Source organism: Gemmata sp., from assembly GCF_051859125.1.
Classification (GTDB): Bacteria; Planctomycetota; Planctomycetia; order Gemmatales; family Gemmataceae; genus Gemmata.
Genome location: NZ_JBHYGG010000258.1, coordinates 70,031 through 88,991, shown reverse-complemented (window position 1 = coordinate 88,991; position 18,961 = coordinate 70,031). Strand labels below are relative to the sequence as shown.

Annotated in this window: 15 protein-coding genes; 12 read left to right on the top strand and 3 right to left on the bottom strand. The window is 65.3% G+C overall.

The features are described from left to right. Nucleotides 1-42 precede the first annotated feature (42 nt). From ACTIGN_RS24105 to ACTIGN_RS24095, 3 genes are all read left to right on the top strand, one after another. Nucleotides 43-726: a hypothetical protein gene (locus ACTIGN_RS24105; protein WP_439628633.1), complete on the top strand. Its 684-nt coding sequence runs from the start codon at nt 43-45 to the stop codon at nt 724-726. A 212-nt stretch (nt 727-938) separates the two neighbouring features. After that, nucleotides 939-3,941, top strand: coding sequence for a PriCT-2 domain-containing protein (locus tag ACTIGN_RS24100; RefSeq protein ID WP_439628631.1), 3,003 nt, complete (start codon nt 939-941; stop codon nt 3,939-3,941). A 175-nt stretch (nt 3,942-4,116) separates the two neighbouring features. Continuing rightward, nucleotides 4,117-4,266 (top strand): hypothetical protein, encoded by a 150-nt coding sequence (locus tag ACTIGN_RS24095; RefSeq protein ID WP_439628629.1) that lies wholly within the window; start codon nt 4,117-4,119, stop codon nt 4,264-4,266. Between the two features lie 232 nt (nt 4,267-4,498). Here the strand turns inward: ACTIGN_RS24095 and ACTIGN_RS24090 are convergent, their stop codons facing one another. Continuing rightward, on the bottom strand, nt 4,499-4,738 hold the full coding sequence (locus ACTIGN_RS24090) for a hypothetical protein (protein WP_439628627.1): 240 nt from the start codon (nt 4,736-4,738) through the stop codon (nt 4,499-4,501). 798 nt (nt 4,739-5,536) lie between these two features. Between ACTIGN_RS24090 and ACTIGN_RS24085 the strand changes: the two genes are divergently transcribed. The 5 genes from ACTIGN_RS24085 to ACTIGN_RS24065 all read left to right on the top strand — a co-directional run bounded on the left by ACTIGN_RS24085 (nt 5,537) and on the right by ACTIGN_RS24065 (nt 8,061). Beyond that, nucleotides 5,537-5,920 (top strand): hypothetical protein, encoded by a 384-nt coding sequence (locus tag ACTIGN_RS24085; RefSeq protein WP_439628625.1) that lies wholly within the window; start codon nt 5,537-5,539, stop codon nt 5,918-5,920. 60 nt (nt 5,921-5,980) lie between these two features. Continuing rightward, nucleotides 5,981-6,601: a hypothetical protein gene (locus ACTIGN_RS24080; RefSeq protein ID WP_439628623.1), complete on the top strand. Its 621-nt coding sequence runs from the start codon at nt 5,981-5,983 to the stop codon at nt 6,599-6,601. Nucleotides 6,602-7,013: 412 nt separating this feature from the next. Continuing rightward, nucleotides 7,014-7,523, top strand: coding sequence for a helix-turn-helix domain-containing protein (locus tag ACTIGN_RS24075; protein ID WP_439628621.1), 510 nt, complete (start codon nt 7,014-7,016; stop codon nt 7,521-7,523). Beyond that, nucleotides 7,445-7,888 carry a transposase gene (locus ACTIGN_RS24070; protein ID WP_439628619.1) on the top strand — a complete coding sequence of 148 codons (444 nt, stop codon included), beginning with the start codon at nt 7,445-7,447 and terminating at the stop codon, nt 7,886-7,888. Before ACTIGN_RS24075 ends, ACTIGN_RS24070 begins: the two co-directional genes overlap by 79 nt. Beyond that, complete coding sequence (locus ACTIGN_RS24065; RefSeq protein WP_439628617.1) at nt 7,771-8,061, top strand: transposase; 291 nt, start codon at nt 7,771-7,773, stop codon at nt 8,059-8,061. The genes ACTIGN_RS24070 and ACTIGN_RS24065 overlap by 118 nt, the downstream gene beginning before the upstream one ends. 255 nt (nt 8,062-8,316) lie before the next feature. Here ACTIGN_RS24065 and ACTIGN_RS24060 read toward each other — a convergent pair whose 3' ends face one another. Continuing rightward, the gene (locus tag ACTIGN_RS24060) at nt 8,317-13,017 is read right to left on the bottom strand and encodes a hypothetical protein (protein ID WP_439628615.1); all 4,701 of its coding nucleotides are present in this window, start codon (nt 13,015-13,017) and stop codon (nt 8,317-8,319) included. Nucleotides 13,018-13,706: 689 nt separating this feature from the next. Continuing rightward, complete coding sequence (locus tag ACTIGN_RS24055; protein ID WP_439628613.1) at nt 13,707-14,303, bottom strand: tlde1 domain-containing protein; 597 nt, start codon at nt 14,301-14,303, stop codon at nt 13,707-13,709. Between the two features lie 402 nt (nt 14,304-14,705). Here ACTIGN_RS24055 and ACTIGN_RS24050 point away from each other — a divergent pair, with 402 nt between their 5' ends. The 4 genes from ACTIGN_RS24050 (at nt 14,706) to ACTIGN_RS24035 (ending at nt 18,747) form a co-directional block, all read left to right on the top strand. Then, complete coding sequence (locus ACTIGN_RS24050) at nt 14,706-16,010, top strand: hypothetical protein (RefSeq protein ID WP_439628611.1); 1,305 nt, start codon at nt 14,706-14,708, stop codon at nt 16,008-16,010. Between the two features lie 574 nt (nt 16,011-16,584). Then, nucleotides 16,585-16,818 (top strand): helix-turn-helix transcriptional regulator, encoded by a 234-nt coding sequence (locus tag ACTIGN_RS24045; protein WP_439628609.1) that lies wholly within the window; start codon nt 16,585-16,587, stop codon nt 16,816-16,818. 329 nt (nt 16,819-17,147) lie between these two features. After that, nucleotides 17,148-17,687 (top strand): hypothetical protein, encoded by a 540-nt coding sequence (locus ACTIGN_RS24040; protein ID WP_439628607.1) that lies wholly within the window; start codon nt 17,148-17,150, stop codon nt 17,685-17,687. A gap of 769 nt (nt 17,688-18,456) precedes the next feature. Next, a complete protein-coding gene (locus tag ACTIGN_RS24035; protein ID WP_439628605.1) occupies nt 18,457-18,747 on the top strand; it encodes a hypothetical protein in 291 nt (96 codons plus the stop codon). Nucleotides 18,748-18,961: the final 214 nt, after the last annotated feature.

Here is an 18,961-nt window from a genome sequence, read left to right as displayed (position 1 = left end):
GCCGCGCCGCTCGGCGCACCCCGGCCGACAAGGATCGCAACCTTGAACAAGACCGAACGGTTGACCGCGTGCGCCCTTCGGGCCGACCTGCTCTGGTTCGCTGACGAGGAGCGCCCGCACCTCGGCGGCGTTCCCCTCGGAGACTTTGACGCCATGCTCGGGCCGGCGGTGGAGCGTCTGCAGGCGTTTTTCCCCAACAACCGACTCCCTGCTCCGGCCCAAGAACTGTGGCGAGAGGTCCAGGGGCTGACGCACAGGGGCTACAGCATGCGCGCCGAGCCGTCGGTCAGCCCCGACGACATCGTCCGGCTCGATAATGCGCTGGACGCGCTGATCGACTGGCTCACGCAGCGGTACAAACTCGCAAAATCAGCTACAGAATACGCCGGATCCGAGCCCGGGTCGCCCGACCGCGTTCGAGACAGGAAGTTGACTAGCGACTTCCTCTATCAGCTGGTGTTGCGGCTGAAGGCGCGCCACGTAGTTGGAAACGACGAAGACATCGGCAAACCCTTCAAGCTGCGCGAGTTGCACGGGCTCCTGTCGAAGACCAAGGCTTCGATCAGTACGGTGCGCCGTGGTATCCTAAGGCTGTTTCCGAATGGGATGCCCCAGTACTGCAAGCTTTGTCGCGATTTGACGGCGTTGGAGGATCACTTGGCTGCTCGCGGAAACGAGTTGGAGCGCGAACTCGGCATCCCGGGACCGAAACGAACCACACGCTGATTGTTCATCCTGTTCACCGGCCGCAATTGATTTTTACGTCAGCGATCGCGCCGCAAGTCCTTGACACACAGGCTTGCGGCGAATTCCCTCTCCGCGTTCAGTCGCACTTCCTGAACAAACCTCGCTTCGGATGAGTGGCCTCGCTCGACCCGCTGTGGGTCCGGCGGGACGCCGCGTGGGCCACTGTGGCCGAAACCGGAGCCTCATCAGCCATGTCAGACGACGCGAAGCAGTCGAATAACCCAGAGCAGGAACCAGAAGTCGGTTCCCCGGTCCGGCAACAGCACCCCCATGATGGCACCGCCGGCGGCGCGCCCCTCAGGGCGGCGGGTGCGGTTCCGAGGAGGGAGGTGCGCGAGCCGGTGGCCGCGGACACGCCTGCCGAAATCCCTCGCGGTCCCGGTGACACCGCTCCTCACTCGGCGCACCAGGCGGGTGCCGCCCCTGGCGCCGTCTGGGCGAAGCATGCCGTTCGCCTGGCCCGATGGACGCAAGCCACGCTGGTGAACCGCACCGATCGCTACGGCGTGTATCGCTGCGTCCCTGGGAAGAGGGCGGACGTCTACGAAGCGAAAACAACACTGACTTCGGACGCCCTGGCCGAGCACTTCAGCACCGCTCGCCGCGTCGGGCTCCACGCGATCTCGGCCAACGAGACCTCCCGGTGGGTCGTTATCGACGTCGACCGCCACGACGAGAAGGTGGATCGGGACAAGAACACGGCGGCCGCTCTCGCCTGGTGCACCAAGGCCAAACTCTTGGGTTACACGCCCCTGCTCGAAGACTCCGACGGACGCGGGAGCTTCAAGCTCTGGATCCTCTTCGAGTCGCCCGTCCCGACCGCGAAAGCCCGGGCCTTCGGTCTGTCACTCACGCGTGACTGGAGCGAACAGGGCCTGCCCGCTCGGCCCGAAGTGTTCCCCAAGCAGAGTCGCCTGAGTGGCAAGATGTCGGGCGGTTGGGTGCGCCTTCCCGGCCGGCATCACACCCGTGACCACTGGTCACGGTTCTGGTCCGGGGACCGCTGGCTGGACGGTGAGGAGGCGGTCAACCTGCTCGCGGCTGCGGTCGGCGGCCCACCCCCTGCCACCGACGCGAGCGACCGCCGACCCGCCTCAGAAAAGGCTGATCGTGTCGATGACCAGGCCGGCATCCCGATCGAAATACTCCGCACGGCCCTCGCCGCTCTTCCCGCCGAGTTTCGTGACGAGTACGGCCACTGGATTCGGGTCGGCATGTGCCTCCACGAACTGGGCGACCTCGGGTTCGAGCTGTGGGAAGCGTGGAGCCAGCCCAGTGTGAAGTTCCAGGAGGGTGAGTGCCGCCGCAAGTGGGAGACGTTTTCTCCCGACGGCGTACTCCGCGTGCGGCACCTGCTCGAGTGCGCTGAGGAACATGGCTGGCGGGGCTCGGCGGAACCCACAGATGAGTCCCCGGGCGACGCCGACGACGGTGGCGGCGCCGAGGAACCGGACGAGGGTCAGGAGGCCGACACCGGGCCGGTGCCGATCGCTTGGGCGTCCAAACCGTTCGAGCGGATCATTGCCGCGGTCTACCGTGCCGCGCGCCGTACCGAGCCCGAGGTGTTCCAGCACGGGGACGCCCTCGTCCGCCTCCGCCTCCGCCGGCACGACGGTGCCCGGGTGATCGAGTCGCTCTCGCAGGACGCGATCCGCGGCTGGCTCGACCGGATCGTGCGGTGGCTGGTTCGAACGAAGGACGGCTTCGTCCGCACGCCGCCGCCGGTAATGGCCGTCCGGGAACTGATGAGCCTGCCGGGGTGGGACCCGAGTGCGATCCCGGTCCTCGAACGGGTCACCGAGGTGCCCGTTTTCACCCGCGACGGGGTGCTGGTGGATCAACCGGGTCTGCACCGGGCCAGCGGCCTCTATTATTCTCCCCCGAAGGGCTTCGTGGTCCCGCCGGTTTCGGAGCCCCCCTCCCCGTCGGACGTGGCCGAGGCCAAACGACTTCTCCTCGACGAGTTCCTGGGCGATTTCCCATTCAAGGACGACCGCGGGGCGAGCCGCGCCCACACCCTATCCGGAATCCTCGTTCCGTTCGTCCGGGAGATGATCGACGGGCCGGTCCCATTGCACGAGATCGACGCGTCGAAGCCGGGCAGCGGAAAGGGACTGCTCACCGACGCGATCGTGTACCCATCCACCGGGCGACCGGCCGAGACGACCCCGTACCCCGGGAACGAGGAGGAGATGCGCAAGGCGATCACGGCCGCGCTGATGGAGGGGCCGCCGTACATCTCCTTCGACAACGTCAAGGACGAGATCGACTCGGCGGCCCTGGCTAACTTCCTGACCTCGCCGCTGTGGTCGGACCGCATCCTCGGCGTGTCGAAGAAAGCGCACCTGCCGGTGAAGGTACTCACGCTGGCCAACGGGAACAACCTCCGGTTGTCCACCGAGATGACCCGACGCGTCGTGCTCATCCGGCTCGAGCCGACCACCGAGCGGCCGTGGGAGCGTCCCGCTTCGGGCTTCCGGCACAACCCGCTGCTGGAGTGGGCCGCTCGGGAGCGGGGACGGCTCGTGTGGGCCATCCTCGTGCTGGTGAAGTACTGGCTGGCAGGCGGGAGGAAGTCCGGGACGCAGACGCTCGGCCGCTTCGAGGGGTGGGCGCGAGTGATCGGCGGGATCCTGGATGCGGCGGGGGTTCCGGGGCTGATGGCCAACAGCACCGAGATGTACGCCTGGGCTGACGAGGGAACAGACGAGTGGCGGATGTTCGTGCTCACGTGGTGGGCTGAGGCCGGCACCAACGCGGTGGGCGCCAAGAACCTGTTCCCGCTGGTCCGTGACGGTAATCTCCTTCCGTCGGTGCTGGGGTACGAGGAGGAGGAAGAGAAGCTGAAGAAGAAATTCGGGAAGGCCCTGTCGAAGCAAACCGGGGCCGTCTACTCCGGGCTGCGAATCAAGAAGGAGGCGGGCAAGAACAAGCGGGACGGAACCCTGATTTACTCACTGGAGCCGATCGATCCCGCGCAGCACCCGGCCGGTCCTGCCGTGGCCAGTTCACCGCCTCACGGGCGCGACGGCATCCCAATGAACGGGTGGACTCAGGCGGACACGGATCGGCTCCTCGGGGCCGAACCCGAACCGACTCTTCCCCCCGCTCCGCCCGCGGACACGGCCGGATGGTACGATCTCGACGCCGCTGATGGCGACAAAAGTAACGACGAGCCCGAAATGGACGCCTGACGGCTCCTCGCGACGCGGCAGGTCGCAGGTTCCGAGCTCTTGAACCTGCGGCTCTTCTGCCCGCTTACCTGCGGGCGCAAGTCTAGTCCCGCCGGGCAGTTCGGCAGCGTCGCAGATTCCGCAGATTGAAATCGCCCACTAACCGAGCCGTTACCTCACTCCCGGAAGCACAACCATGGACACACCGGAACCACTACTTGGCCCATCGGACAACGTAACGCCGGACGACCTCGAGGCGCTCGCGATGATGAGCAACGCCACCGGCTGCAATATGCCCCCAGACACCGGCGACGACGATGTGCAAGCTGGCGAGACTTGGGACTGAACTTCGGGTGATCGGTCGCCGCAGCCCGGATTGCCACCAGGCTCGCTCAAGTGCGGCTCGCTTCCTGCACTTGGGACGAGGCAGCGTTGAAGTCGAGCCTCCCTCGTCCGCGGAAGTGGGAACGGAGCGGCTCGCCAGGACTCCGTACGTGCGGCAGCGGCCACTTTGCGTGGTGGCGAGCAACTTCATGCACCACCTTGGCGCGAGGCGATGTGTGAGTGAGAATCAATTCTCACTTGTTTATTGACGGCTCCCGCACTCGTTCGTCACCCCCCGGGACCGGCACGCTGTCGGTCACCTCGTCGACCGTCAGCACCTCATGCAACCCGATCAGGTCGCGGGTCACGTCCGCGAAGATCTGTTCGGCCGACACCTCCTCCACGGCCGTCGGCTCGGGGCGACCGGCCGTAATGCACCCCCGCACCAGTTGCAGGGCGTTGAACAGGACCGGGCACAGGGACGCCTGGAACACCGTCGCCGGGGGCGGCAGCCGATCGGCCGCTGCAGGTGGAACACCTCAGTGATCTGCTGGAACACGTTCTCGATTTGCCAGCGGGTGAGGTAGGCCGTGTAGAACGCCGCGGCCAGCGGCAGGCGGTACAGCACCTCGGCAGCGAACGGGTTCGCCACGGACTCCGTCCCGGTTGCGGCTGGCACGACAGATCCTCAACGTCCTGATGGGTCAAGACGTTATAGCTCAGGTTAGATGTGCGCAGCAGTGCCGTCGCCGCTCCTCGCGGTTGCAACTGCGGATCCCCCATGTACTGGTCTCGCCTGGAATTGGCACTGGGACGCAACAGCATCGTCGGCACGACCCTTCGGAAGGCCGAGTTGCCCGAACATGTGCTGGCCGACGAACATCACCAGCCACGGGATGGGTCAAGAACTACATCGCGACCACCGTCGGAAGCGGTTGCGGCCTGGGGGCGGCATTGGCCCAAACCGCCGGCGTGGAGGACTTGAAAGCGGCCGACGGGGTCTTCATACAGGAAGCCCAAAACGTCCGGAGTGACTACCAGCCTAAGACCGTCAACACGGACGGTTGGGCCGCGACCCGTCAGGCGTGGGCCAGTTTATTTGCGGTGGTGGTCATCCTGCGGTGCTTCTTGCACGGTTGGCTGGCGATCCGCAGCCGGGCAAGTTGAGCGAGGGGTTCGAGACGCTCTCGGAGAAGGTGTAAAATGCGTACCACGCGACGGATCGGAGGAGTTTCTCGCCGCGGCTGAGGCGGCTGTGGGAGTGGGCGAAGCAACAGACCGGAGCCGGGTGGGTGGCCGAGCAGGTGAAGAAGTTGTGCGGCCGAGCCCGCGAGTACGAACGGGCCTATCGTCATCCGGGCGGTCACCGGACGAGCAACATGCTGGACCGGGTGATGCGGTCGATGAACTGGTACTACGACGACGGCCAGCATCTGCGCGGCCAGCCGCCGTCCGGCGAACGTCACTGCCGGGCGTGGGCGTTGCTGTACAACTTCCGGCCGTGGAACCCGGCGACGACGTGGGCCAACAACGGGTGGCTTTGTCCGGCCGAGCGGGCGAACCGACACCGCTACCACGACAACTGGCTCCACAACCTCGTATCTCCGCGTCGCTCGCCGGATTTCGCCGCTGAAATGACCATCCCCAAACTCCGGGACGGTCAGTTTTTTTCTTGACCGGTCGGTTCCCCTATGAGACGCTCATCCTATCAGACTACACAACCAAGAATGGTCAGCATGAACTCGCGCCTCATTCTGTGGTGGTTTCTTTTGTTCGGTACGGGGGCCGGCGTCGCTCTCACTGCAACGCGGTCGACTCCTGATGACACGTTACCCAAGGTCGCCTCAGGTGCGCCTGACGATCGCGTGAAACGGTTGCAGGAGTCATGCGATCGCTTGGCGGAAGATAACAAGCAATTGGCTGGACACATTCTCGCACTCCGCAAAGATCATACAGGCTTCCGCGACGAGCAGAAGAAGCAAGTGGATAAAATGATCGAGGAGATCGACGCTAATAAAATGGCCTCCAATCGGGCGATAACGGCGACGCAGGAGTTAAAAATGCAGTTTGAAAGCAGTCCACGCTTGGAGTGGAAAAGCGAGGTCAGGCAAGCTCGTCTAAAGACTGAGTTTGAGGTGGATTTCAAGAGCGTGAAGGTAATCCAAGCTATGGCTTGGATAGGTGGAGTAAATGGCAACTCTATTGGCCGCATGCACGTTGCGATTAGCACGAAAGATATAAAAATCCAAGACTCTAAAGTCATCGTGAAGTACTACAACGAGGGAGCGGATACTGTACCCGGATTTGCGGGGCCGTTTGGTGATGTGGTAATTAATGTCATCGCTCTCGTAAAGTAATTGTGCTGATGATTGTAAGAGGAAAAGCGGGGTGGAATAGTCTCGAAAGGGAGCGAAGGAGCATATGAAATCTTCCGCGTCATCCAACGCTGTTAACAGTTCGTAAGCTTCTCGGCGTACTTCATGGGCATATTCGCGTCCTCTCGCTTCAGCGGCTTTAACCCGAGTTCGCCCGCGAGCTCCCCCGAGAAAGTGACGCAATCGGCCTCTAGCAGCTACATCTTGCGGACCGCATCCATCTCGTCGAACTTGTCCTTGTCCACCTTGAGAACGACCCGGCAGGCCGACGTAGCGATCCCTCTGCCCGCGAGGAGCTGGTCGGTCACCTTCCCCGGCACCGGGCCTAAGTAGGTCGGCTGAAGTTCCCGGACGGCCGGTTGGTTCGTAAGTTGTGGCACTGGAGGGCCATCCGATGCCGCTGGTGCAACTGACCGCTCGGGACCGGGAGACGCTGGAGCAGGCGGCCCGGCACAGTACGGACGCCCGCGCGACCCGCCGGGCGCTGGCCCTGCTGGACCTGGCCGACGGGCAGGCGCCCGGCCAAGTCGCGGCCCGGTACCGGGTGGGCCGGTCCACCGTGTACGAGTGGGTCGCCCGGTGGAGCGACAAGCAACGGCCCAAGGCGGAGCGGCTGCGCGACGCCCAGCGGCCGGGCCGCCCGCCGGAGCAGCGGGGCGCGGTCGCCGAGGTGCTGGGCGAGCTGCTGCCCACGGCCCCGACGGACCACGGGTACCGGCACCCCGCCTGGACGACGCCCTTGCTGGTCGCGCACCTGGCCCGTGAGCACCAACTGGCGGTGTCGGACACCACGGTGCGGCGGGCGCTGCGCGGGCTGGGGTATCGGTGGAAGCGGCCCCGGTTCGTGCTCTCCCGACGCGACCCGAACTGGCGGCAGGCCAAAGGGGGCTCCAGAGGGGCTTGAGGGGTCGCGGGCGCACGGTCGTGGTGTTCTCCGATGCCACCATCCTGACCGAGACCCCGCCGCTGCGGGCGAGTTGGTCGCTGGTCGGGCAACAGGCCGAGGTGCCGATCACCGGCAACCGGGTCAGGCGGGTGGTGTTCGGGGCGCTCAACCCGGCGACCGGGGCGGTGTGGCTCGACGAGTCGGCCAAGTGGAACCAGGACGCGTTCCAGAACCACCTGCGGAGCATCCGGAGTCGGTGGCGCGGGTGGCGGCTGGTGCTGTTCCTCGACCGGGGCAGCCGCACACGGCCAGGAAGTCGCGGGCGCTGGCGTGGGAACTGGGGATCGAGCTGCGGTTCCTGCCGACGGCGTGCCCGGAACTGAACCCGGTGGAAGGGCTGTGGCGGCACGTGAAGGGCCGGGTCATGGCCAACGAGCCGACCCCGGACCTGAGCGACAGCTTGGGCCGGGTGTACGACGAGTTGTTCCAGATGACGGCCAACGAACGCCTCCAACTCGCCGGCGTACTATCCGGAAACTTCTGGTTACCTACTTAACACCGGCTTCTTCCCCTCCTAGGGGTAGAAGCCGAACTTCTCCACGGTGTAAGGCTACTTCTCCTCGTCCATGACCATCGCGTGGCCGGGCGGGCCGGGAGCGGGTGACGACGGAAAGGCCCGACTTACTCCCCTTCGCCCGCAGATCCTTGATGACGGTGCCCTCGCCGGCCACAACCGCCGGGGCGTCAGCAGGAGTAAGGTGGTGATGGTCGCTTGACTAATGTTCACATGGGTCTCCTTGCTTCGACTGGCCTATCGCGTGACTTCCAGGTAGTACATCCTGAGTGTGAAGCGTAGTTTAGCGTTCTTGATGTCGTTAATCGCCTCGTTCCTCTTGACCTCGCCCGCCGCGTTCGACTTGATGATGAGTACCGTCCACTCGCCGAGTGCCCCTGTGAGATCCACGCCTCTCAACAACCCGAGGTCGGTCTCAATCTTGTCCTTCTCCTTGTCGGCGGCTTCGCTGGACGTGACCTCCTTCTCGTCGAAGGACATCTGCCCCCCCTTGGCGTCGCGTGACGGGCCGATGACTAGAGGCCGTCCCAGACGTGCCTGTGCCACGGCGGGGGGGATCACAACGAAGTGGAAGTTGTCACGGTCCAGGATCAGGCGAATCTTGTTTCTGTCGACGAAGTACGCCGCCGACTCATCGAGCAGTGCCTTCGGTTCCGGAAACTCCCCCCGTGTGGCCGCCGGGAGGAAGGTATGTCCACTTCCGTCGATTTCGACACGGTAGCGGAACGCTCCCAGCACCTTTTCGCGGTACTTGGCCGGTATGTCTTTGGCGATCTCCTCGATCTCCGCCCCTCGATCCCCGTCACGCCAGACGATGTTCGACGGAGTGATATTGGGGTTGGTGTAGCGGACCCGGGTGCGGATTCCGGCTTTGCTGGCGAAAAGCTTGTCCAATTCGACACCCATAGCCTTGAGCCGTCCGCAGACGACGCTGGCTTCATCACCGCTAGCGATGTGGGTAAGAAGGCTGGCGTAGTAATCGAGTGGCGTCTTGCCTTCGCCGCCGGACAGGCCGAGCATTTCGCACCACTGGATCAGCCCGAGGACATCAGCCGCCGCCGCCTCGACGACCGGGCGGTTTACCACGTCGAGCCGACCCAGGTGCCCGCTCAGCACTCCTCGCAGGCTGGCGAGCGGCAGGGGCAGCATCTCGGGGGATTTCACGCTACTCGACGGGTTAACCCCGTTCGCCAGACAGCGGTCGAAGCGCTGGCGGACCAGGTCCTCCAGCCTTGCGACCTTGATTTCGGCGGCACGGATCAGTGCGGTGGCCTGGTCGCCCCGGAGGACTTCGAGTTCGGCCGCCAGATTCGCCTGTTTCACGACGAGGGCCGCCCTGTCCTTGTGGAGCTTGGCCTGCTCTACAAGGGTGCCCGCCTTGTCGGCGAGCAGGCGGGCCGCCGCGGCCTCGTAATCGACGATCGTCCGCTCGTCCTCCTTGTCCTTGAGTTCGAGCTTCGCCGCCTCCAACTTCTCCTTCAGGTTTTCGACTTCCGTCTTCACCTCTTTGATGGCTTCCGCGGGGTGTTCCCGTGCCAGCACCTTCAGGGCTTCGTCGTCGCTCGCCTTGATCAGCTCCTGGCCCTTCTTCTCCAGCCGGTCGCGGATCTCACCGATCTTGGTGACGAGGACCCCGATCTCCCCCCGTGCCACGTTGCGGGCGTGGGCCTCGAGCCGGGCCTCGAGCTGCCGTGCCTCCTTGTCAAACGGACGCTCGATGGCGACGACGACGTTCCCGTCCTTGATGAACAGCATCCCTCCCGCCAGGGCGTGGGCGAGAACCCTTCGGCCCTCGTCGTCGAGGCCCTCGACCCGGCCTTTCAGCTCTATCAATGCCGCCTCGCCTTTGGCCTTGGCCGCCTCCGAGATGGCCGCGGTGAACTCGGGCGGCAGTTCCTTGATGGCACCGCGCATCGCCTCGCCCAGCTTGGCCTTCAGCTCGGCCGGAGGCAGGCCGGCGAGCTTGCCCAACCCCTCCGCCCCGCGTCCCTCCAGGTCGTTCAGGACGTACCTGCCCCCCTCGATGAGGTGATTCAGAGACTCTTCGAGCTTCTTGTCTGTGAACCGGACCTTTCTGTTGCCGAGATCCACTTTCAACCTGCCCTTGTCATCGAATGTCACCGGGAAGCCGTTGGCGAGTGCCACCGCCGCCCCGGTGTTGAGCTTCGCGGCCTCCGCCAGCTTCTTCCCGAGCTGCTCGGCCTGGCCCTTCAGATCCTCCAACTTCGCCTTCTTCTCGTTGATGAACTTCTTCACGTCCGTCAGGGCCGCCTTGGCCTTCGGGCCGCCGAAGTTGGCGATACCCGTGTCGACGATGCCGGCCGCGTCCTCGCCCACGGACGCGACGGTCGCGGCCGCCGCCCCGAAGTCTTGCCAGTCGGTCTCGTCGATCCGCTTGTAGATGTCCACGGCCTTGTTCACCATCATCGCCACCGTGAGGCTGGCCCCGCCGGTGAAGGGGGCCAGGACTGCCCCGACGACGCTCACGATCGCTTTCAGGATTCCAAATCCTCTTTCACGCTCTTTCCGCTTCTTGCCGTCGTTCGCGGCCTTGTCGAACTGTCCGGCGAGGTGTTCGATGCTCTCGGTCGCCTCCTTGGCAATCTTTTCCGCCTGCTCGCTCGCGGCGATCAGTGCCTCGACCTTCCGGGCCGCCAGGTCGCGGACGCGGGTCGCCAGCACCAGCCTCAAGCCCGCCGCCTCGCCGCTCTTGTCCCGTGCCTGCTTCTCCAGCACGGCCATCCGCTCGCCCAGTTCCTGGATCTGGACATCCAGGTGGGCGATCTCCTTGAAGACCTCGCTCAGCTCCACCGCCTTCTCGGTGATCCTCCGCCCGAGTCGGGCGGCTTCCAACTCGGCCCGTGCCTGCTGAAGTTCGTCCCTGCTCTGGCCGTAGGCCGCGACGAGGGCACTCTCCGCCTCTCTCACCTTGACCTCTTCCCTCAACTCCCTGGCCCTGTCGTCCAGATCCTTCTTGTACTGCGGGAACGTCTTGCGGGGCAGTTCGCCCAGGTCCCCCAGGCCCGGCCCGCCCAGGCCGGCGAGCAACTGGAACCCGAAGGGCTTGCCCTCCTTCACCGCGTCGCGGACGGCCGTCTGGACCTGGACGGTCCGCTGCATCTCGATCGCCAGGACCAGGAGGTCGTCACGGAACCGGAGCCGTTCGGCCGCGGTGGCGGACGCCGCGAACGCCGAACGCCGGGCCGAGCCTTCGGGGTCGGCGTCCTTCGGCGGTGGCAAGGGATTCCCCTTCCCGTAGCGATCGACCTCTGCCAGCCGGGCCGGCTCGCCGGGCGGCGGGAAGGTCGTCTCGACGGCTTCGCCTTTCGTGCGGGCGAAGTGCGGGGCGAGCCGCGAGCGGTACGCCTGATCCAGGTCTTTCAGAGCGTCGTCAAAGCCCTTGTCGAAGTAGGTCTTCGCGGCGTCCGTGGTCCGAAGGGCCTCGAAGCGTTTCTTCTGCCGGGCCGCGACGAAGGCACTGAACCGCAGATGGGCCAAGCAGGCGAGTGAAAGGTCCGCCACCACGGCGGAAGCCTGACCCCGGTGCGGCTGCTGGTTCCACCGGACCGCCGGTACCGGCCGCTTCCCCTCCTTCGCGTACGCGTTCGCATCGACCAGGAATTCCAGCCCGAGTCCCGTCCCGAACCCCTCCCACGTCTTCGCCATGTCTTCAGAGGCCACCGCCCGCTGGCCCTTGCAGCTGAGCAGGAGGGCGTAGCGGAGCCAGGCCGCGGCGTGCGGCAGGCGTTCGCCGCCGTCGCCGACCGGGGCCGACGCCTCTACGAGGTGTTTAAGGCCGGGAGACTTTTCGCCCGCCGCCTTCAGCAGCCGGTCGCGTGCCGCCCCGGGCTTGTCGTTGGCCGGAGTCTCCCGCCGGAACGAAGCCAGCAGGTCGGCCATGCCCGCCAGTGCCTCAGGCCGGGTTGCAGCCTCGCGGAATCGGAGGAACGATTCCAGGCGGCCCAACGGCGAGAGCAGCCGCCCGTCGAGCGACGGCTTGGCCGCGGTGGCGGGGGCGATCGCTTTCATGGCCTTGTGTTCACGCAGCGACACCAGCCAGTCGGCGAGCCGCGTCAGTCTCGTGCTTACTTCCTCTCCGCCCGGCGAAAGCCGCCCCTCGCGGTCCACCACGAGGTTCACCAAACCCCAGAGACTCAACAGATCCCGCCTGGGTTCTGGGCCGTCTTCGTGCCTGCCGACGAAGTCGCCCATGGAGGGGACGTACCGATCGTGCTTCACGAACGCCGGCCTCTCGCCCTCCGCCCAGCCGTGGTCGTACGCGAACTCGATGCCGAAGATGGACTTGTCCTTGAGGCGGAACTGAAGCGGATCGACCCATGCCTTCTCGTCCTTCGCGGTCTCCGATTTGTACGACTCGTCAAACTCCCCAGACGCGGCAACCTGTGCGGCTAGGGCGAGCAGGTACGACAGCACGGAAGGCTTGTCCAAGGAAACGAGGGGGGTGAGGTCCGCTAGGGAGGCGAGGTCTGCTTTTTTCTTGGGATCGACTTCGGCGGCGGCCTCTGCCGCCAAGCGGTCAGTTTCCGCTGCCAGGATGCTCAACGACGCCCAGGCGTGGACGAGTGCCTCGGCCCGGTTGCGCTCCGCTGCCGTGCGGATTTCGTTGTCGATCTCGCCCTTGCCCAACTTCTTTAGGGCGGCGTCCTTCTTAACCAACTCGTCAAGGTGGTCCCCCAACTCCTTCGACGCCTTGGCGACGGATACGCCGAGGCCCCGTGATTTGGACAGTTCTCGGTACTGGTTCCGCAGGGCGATGTTCACGCCGTGGATATCGACACCGACTGCGTCGTCGCCCGTCAGCGGCGGCAGGCCGAGGCCGGGCTTCTCGCCGTTTCCCTTGGGGCGTTCGTCGCCCTGCCCGTGAGGGTCAAATGCCAGAAGGAGGACTGCGAACACGAAGAAGATTGAGCGGGGCATGCGGGACCTCTGGTATGCGGCACTGCGGTCGGCCCGCACCGCACGGGCGGTCATGGGCGTTGCGGTCGTCGCGGTCGGTTCCGTGGGGGATGAAACTCGATCTCGACGCCGAAGATCCCGATCTTGCGGACATACTTCCGGAGCCATCCGAACATCGATTAGCTTCCGTCGTCGGGCTTCGCTCGGTCTGCGGCGACGAGAACCCCTCTCATCGCTCACGCACGATCTCGCGAGGTTCCGCGAGCTTGCACGAGCCGTTATCAAGCTCTCCGATTTTCCTCGACACGGTGTCGGGCCGTAACTACGTTTTGCCGAGGATCCCATCTACGCAAAAGCGGCCCCTCGCGTGCGGCCCGTGGAAGGTGCTGGAGGAGGATCCGCCCGGGACCGTCCGCCAGTTCACCCTGGCCCAGAGTGCCACGTTCGTAAACGCGGACGGGTGACGATCCGGGTGCGGGCCGAGTCGAAAGAGCACACCTTCGGTTTCGAGGAGGTTCGGGACGAGGCACCGGAGGGCTGATTGGTCTTCGGCATTCCCGAACTTGTTCGTGGTCGCCAGGGTGGATGTGTCGCAGTCGGCTGCGATCTCGGTGTCTGTTGAGAGCATCGCGTGAAGCAGTCACGTCCCTCGGCCTGCCCAAGTGGCTGGCCCGGGGCCTGGAGATGCTGGAGCGCGCGACGATCGAGAATCACTTATCCTCAACGTACAGCAGTCCGGTGAAGTCATCCTTCTTATAAGTGAGCTTCGACGTGTCTAACTTGCCTTGAATAGACTTCCACGCATCGGCTTTGTCGTAAGGAGTATCTGCCGATTTCACTGTCACACAGCCTTCGCTCACCCCACCCGGATGAAGTCCCATTGCGAAACGTCCCGTCTTGGTCTTTGCTGTGTAACCGTAGTAGCCTGAGTTGTCCTCGATGCGCGGGTAAAGTTTGTACCAGTCGATGTTGTGCTTGTCGTGCTTGAATCGCTTCCCGATGAGGTATTCACCCGCCGGCGTGGGCCCACCCTCTTTTGTGTCGTTTGTCTCCTTAGTCGAAACAACCTCCACCGACATGACCTTGCCATCAGCGACCCAACAGAGCTTCTTTGAAGCGCGAAGGAACACGAAGACCGCTGCCGTAGGGTTATTCTTCGGACCGCCTGCCGGGCTCTTCGCCGAATGTTTCTCGACCACAGCGTTGAACTCTTGCAGAGTTTGTGCGTGGCTCACCGACGAATGCAGGAATAACCCGCATGACACGAACAGGCCGATAGACAAAGGCCGAAGAGTAAAGGTAGTCATCGTCTAGCCCTCCAGTGCCCATCCAACTCGCAAATGGCTTTGCCGCCTCTCTGCTCGCGGTGGTCGGGCAACGCGTGCAGAAACTAGCTCTGATGCTAATCCCTGCCTCGCACCCGGTCAACGGGTTCCCCGAGTCGCCGTGGCGAGAATCGCACGAGTGGTACGACGGGTTGCTCCGAGAGGTCCGGCGCCAGCGATTGAGACCTCGGCGGGATCGGTGGTACCCGCGGGTGATCAAGCGGAAGATGTCCAACTGGGCGAAAAAGCGGGCGGAACATCTCCACCCGCCGCAGCCAACCAAACCCTTCCACCAAGCCGTACGTGTGCTTATCTGAAGGGCATTGGGCCTACGCCGCCATCTGGCGCGCGCCGTTGGGTGATGCGGGCTTCTCAGTCTGGCTCGTGGGCGAAACCGGGTCGAGGAAGAGCGAGACGGCGTCACTCGCCCAGCGGCACTACGGCAAGGGGATGGACCGCACCCACCTGCCGGGGTCGTGGGAGAACACGGCCAACTACAACGAGGCCGTCGGGTTCTACGCGAAGGACTGCCTATTCGTCGTCGACGACTGGCTGCTCCGCGGGACGCTCAGCGACATGGAGCGCGCCAACCGGGACGCGGACCGCCTCATGCGGGGGCAAGGGAATGGCGCCGGCCGGGGCCGCTGCTCGTACGACGGCAAGCCACGACCGGCCCGCCCCTCCCGCTGTCTCATGATGGCCACGGCCGAAGCCGTGCCCGACGGGCTCTCGCTGGGGGCGCGGATGTTCATCCTGCCCCTGGGCAAAGAGGACATCGACTGTGCGAAGCTGACCGAGTGCCAGCGGCACGCCGAAAATGGCACCTTCGCGGCGGCGATGGCCGGTTACCTGAGTTGGCTCGCCGGCGCACGGGGCTCGGTCCGGGCGGACATCCGGGAGCAGGTTGAGGCACATCGGAATACCTACTTGAAGGAGCACCCCAGGCTGCACCCGAGGACGGCGACCATCGCGGCCGAGTTGTTGGGGGGCTTTACCGCGTTCCTCTGGTTCGCCGAACAGGTCGGCGCGATCGACGGGCCGCGGCAGAAGGAGCTGTTCGACACGATGGTAAGCGCCATGGATGCCGCGGTCGTCCGCCAGAAGCGCCAGCACCGCGACCAGGATCCGGTCGAACAGTACCTTCAGCTCCTGGGCGAGCTCTTCGCCAGCGGCAGGGCTCATCTCCAGAATCTGAGCGGCGGGTGCCCCGACGAGAACCCCCAGCGGTGGGGGTGGGCCGAGAAGACGTATCGGGTTCCGAAGCCGCCCACCGCCACGGGCACGACTGCCGCATCCGCGGCCGGAAGCGGCGACGAGGAGCAGGCGGAGGGGCAGTGGGAGGAGCGTACGGTGTGGCAGGTCCAGGGTCAGCACATCGGCTACATCTCCGTGACGTACCTCTACCTCCTTCCGGCCGTCTCGCTCGGGGCGGTGCAGGAACTGGCCCGCCGCACGAATACGAATCTCCCCCTGACGCCGAAGACCCTGGGCCGCGAGCTGCATCGTAAGGGGGTGATTGAACTGCGCGAAGAGAAGCGCGGCGTGTACACGCAGCGGGTGAACGTCGCCTCGAAGCGGATCGAAGTCTACTGCTTGGCCCCGCACCGCGTGCTCGCCCCCGAGTTCAGCCACCCGTGGGACCCCGAGGATGGGCCGCCGCCGACACTCGATGACCTGCTCGATGCATGATTGCGGGCGACATGGACCCACGTTCGGCTGGGTCAAGCCTGAAGCACTACGGCCGCAGCTGGGGGCAAAAGTCGGGCGACCCGGTGGGAACGCGCTCCCGGCCCGCCCGAAGGCCGTTACGAGGTCGACAGAACAAGAGACTTCGAGGCGTCTACTACCACTACAGGCAGGGGAGCCGAAGGGCCGTCAGCGGATTGGCCAAAATGAGCTGCGGTTTCGAATTATCAATTAGACAAGGTCACGAGCTCCGCACCCACATTCCCGAATCGACCCTCCCACGGCCTTCAGCGGAGCGTCAGTCATCGGCTTCCCGCCCAAGAAGTGCGAATACGAGAAGGCTCCTGGTCACACACGTCTTCGAACTGCTCAACCGCACTCTCGTCCACCGTCCGGTCCGGGAAAGGCTCCGCGAACCCGTCGGCCGTCCGCACCGGCGACCGTAACGCGGAACGCCCGTCAAGATTCGACGGGGTACGGGGCACCGGGGCCGCCAAGGCTGGGCATTAACCCGTCATGGTAAGGTGCAACCTCGCACTCCGACCGAGCTGCCCCATCCCAACTCGTGGAGCATTCCATGCTGTCTGTAGAACTGTACGCCGGCGCGGCGAACCTCCCGGCCGGGCAGGTCACCGTGACCCAAGTGGCCGAGATCCTCGGCGTCAAGCGGTCCAAGGTCGAGTCGCTGATCCGCCGGGGCGCCTTCCCGACCGTGCTGCCCGATGTCTTCCCGTTCGACTGCCGCCGCCTCCTGTTGGACGAGGTGGTGCAGGTGAAGCACTTCGGCCGGGCACACCGCTCGGCCGAGTGATCGTTCCGGGACGGGGGCCGTCCGCAGCGCTGGGCCGACCCCAACTTCGAGTCATCGCCGCCCACTCTACCGCGGCCCACTACGAGTTTTCTGGACCACATGGGGTGCCCACGCACTCTGCCGGCGCCCGTTCGTCGGTAGGAGGCCCACGGGCGACCCGTCTGCCGTCTCAACAGGGACATCATTCCCCGTCTGACTCCCGGCGCCGCCCGCGGCTCCTCGTTCGCCCGCTCCAGCATCCGCACTCCAGGCCGCTCGAAGCCCCTACGGGCTGCGGGGCACCCGGCCTCGCAGCCTCATCACCAGCGACACCTTGAGAAGGAAAACCAATGCCTACCCACACGAGCTCCGTGACCGAGCACCAAGTCTTCCTCCGGGCCCTCCCCCCGGGCGACCCGCCGGGCTTCCACCTGATGGTGTACGCCGACCGGCTGGACGAACTCGGGATGCCTGACGCGGCCCACGTCCTGCGGCGGCACAACGACTACCTGGCCTACCGGGCGTCCGTCCGGACCCTGCACCGGTCGATCTGCTCCGAGGTCGAGCGCGCCTTCGGCTGTCAGTACGCCCCGGAGCGGCCCGTGTCCGACGACCCGGGTCCCCTCACGCACCCCAGGTATCCGTACCACCTGTACACCCGGAAGAGTTCCTTCCTGTCCTTCCGGGCCTGGCCCCACGTGGCAGGCGCTCGACTCCCATACTACCGGCTGCTCGACTGCCTGGCCGTGTTCGAGCGGCGGGTCGACCGGCTGCAACCGCCCGCCCCCTATCGCCTGATCACCGTCGGCCGCCCGATCCTCTACGCGGTGGCCGTCCTGCCCCTGCTCCACGCCCACCTCGCCGCCCTGCCCGCGGTTGCCTCTGGATGAGCGTGCCGGGCGCGGCGGTCGCATCCTCCCGGACTCCCGGTGCTGTGCCGGGTAGCCGGAATGAGCACAGGCCCGGCTGCCCGTCGCGTCGTCCAGGCGTCGTTCACCGGCTCATCGCAACGCAACGATCTCCCGCCCCGGCACCCACACCGCCGGGCGGCGCCCGGTGACCATACCTCGGCAACCCAGCGCCAGCTTTTTCACTCACATTGATTGAGTGACGGCCGGGGAAGAGTAGTAAATCGGAAGACCGGAGCCGAACGGCCCGGTCCGTCGGACATCGCCCCAGGTTGGGCACCGCCGTCCGGGGTTGGTGACGGGCCGCGGCCCAAAACCCCGGGTCCCTGCCGCGGGTGCAGGGGATCAGCAAATGCGCAATCCCGAGCGGCCCGACGCTTCGTATCGGGAGGGAGAGGGACGGTCAGTACCCCTGCTTCGGGGCCCAGGACGGGCCCACCTTCAAAGGCGTGCCCTTGGGTTGTGGCAGAGGGGAATCCGGGCGTTCGGTCGGTCTGGGTGGGGTCCGACTGTCGAGGAAGAGAGCCCGGCGCGCGTAGGGGTGAGAGGAGCCGGACGCGGTCCCGAACGCGGCTCACTGCAGATGACGTGTCGCAGGTCGCCATCCACCCGGATGGGGATTCTGCAGACTGATTTTCAGGATGCAGAACGAGACGAAGCGACACACAGAGAGCGAAGTCTCAGTTTTAAGAAACCCGGGGTACAGCCTGGGCCCGATACCCTTAGCCACAAACCAAACCACCCCATAACCATGAAGATCCCCAACGGTGTACGTCAGATTGAGATCAACACCCGCGACGGCAACAAGGTAACCTACCTGCCGGTGATGGACCTGGCCCGGGCCTGGTTGCTCGACTACCCGGCCCTCCGCTCCCACCTGCACCGCCACGACCTTACCACGAGGGTGGAGGCAACGGGCCTCGTGTTCCGCGGCGCAATGACCACCCTCATCTGCATCCGCCGGGAGGACCTGGCCGGGGCCCACGTCCTGGCACAAACCACCCCACCTCCATCCCCGCGCCGCTCTCCCGACTCAAAGTGAAGGGGGTACGTGCCTCTGCCCCGAATTCCAAGCAGCCCGAAAGAGACCCGTCATGCGCCGCCGAGCTGACCTGACCGGACGGCACTTCAACCACCTGGAAGTCCTGGAGTGCGTCGGCGTGGCCGATTACGGCCAGGTGATGTGGCGGTGCCGGTGCCACGCGTGCGGCCGGGCCGACGTCATCCGGTCCTCGGCCAATGCCCCGAAGGCCTAC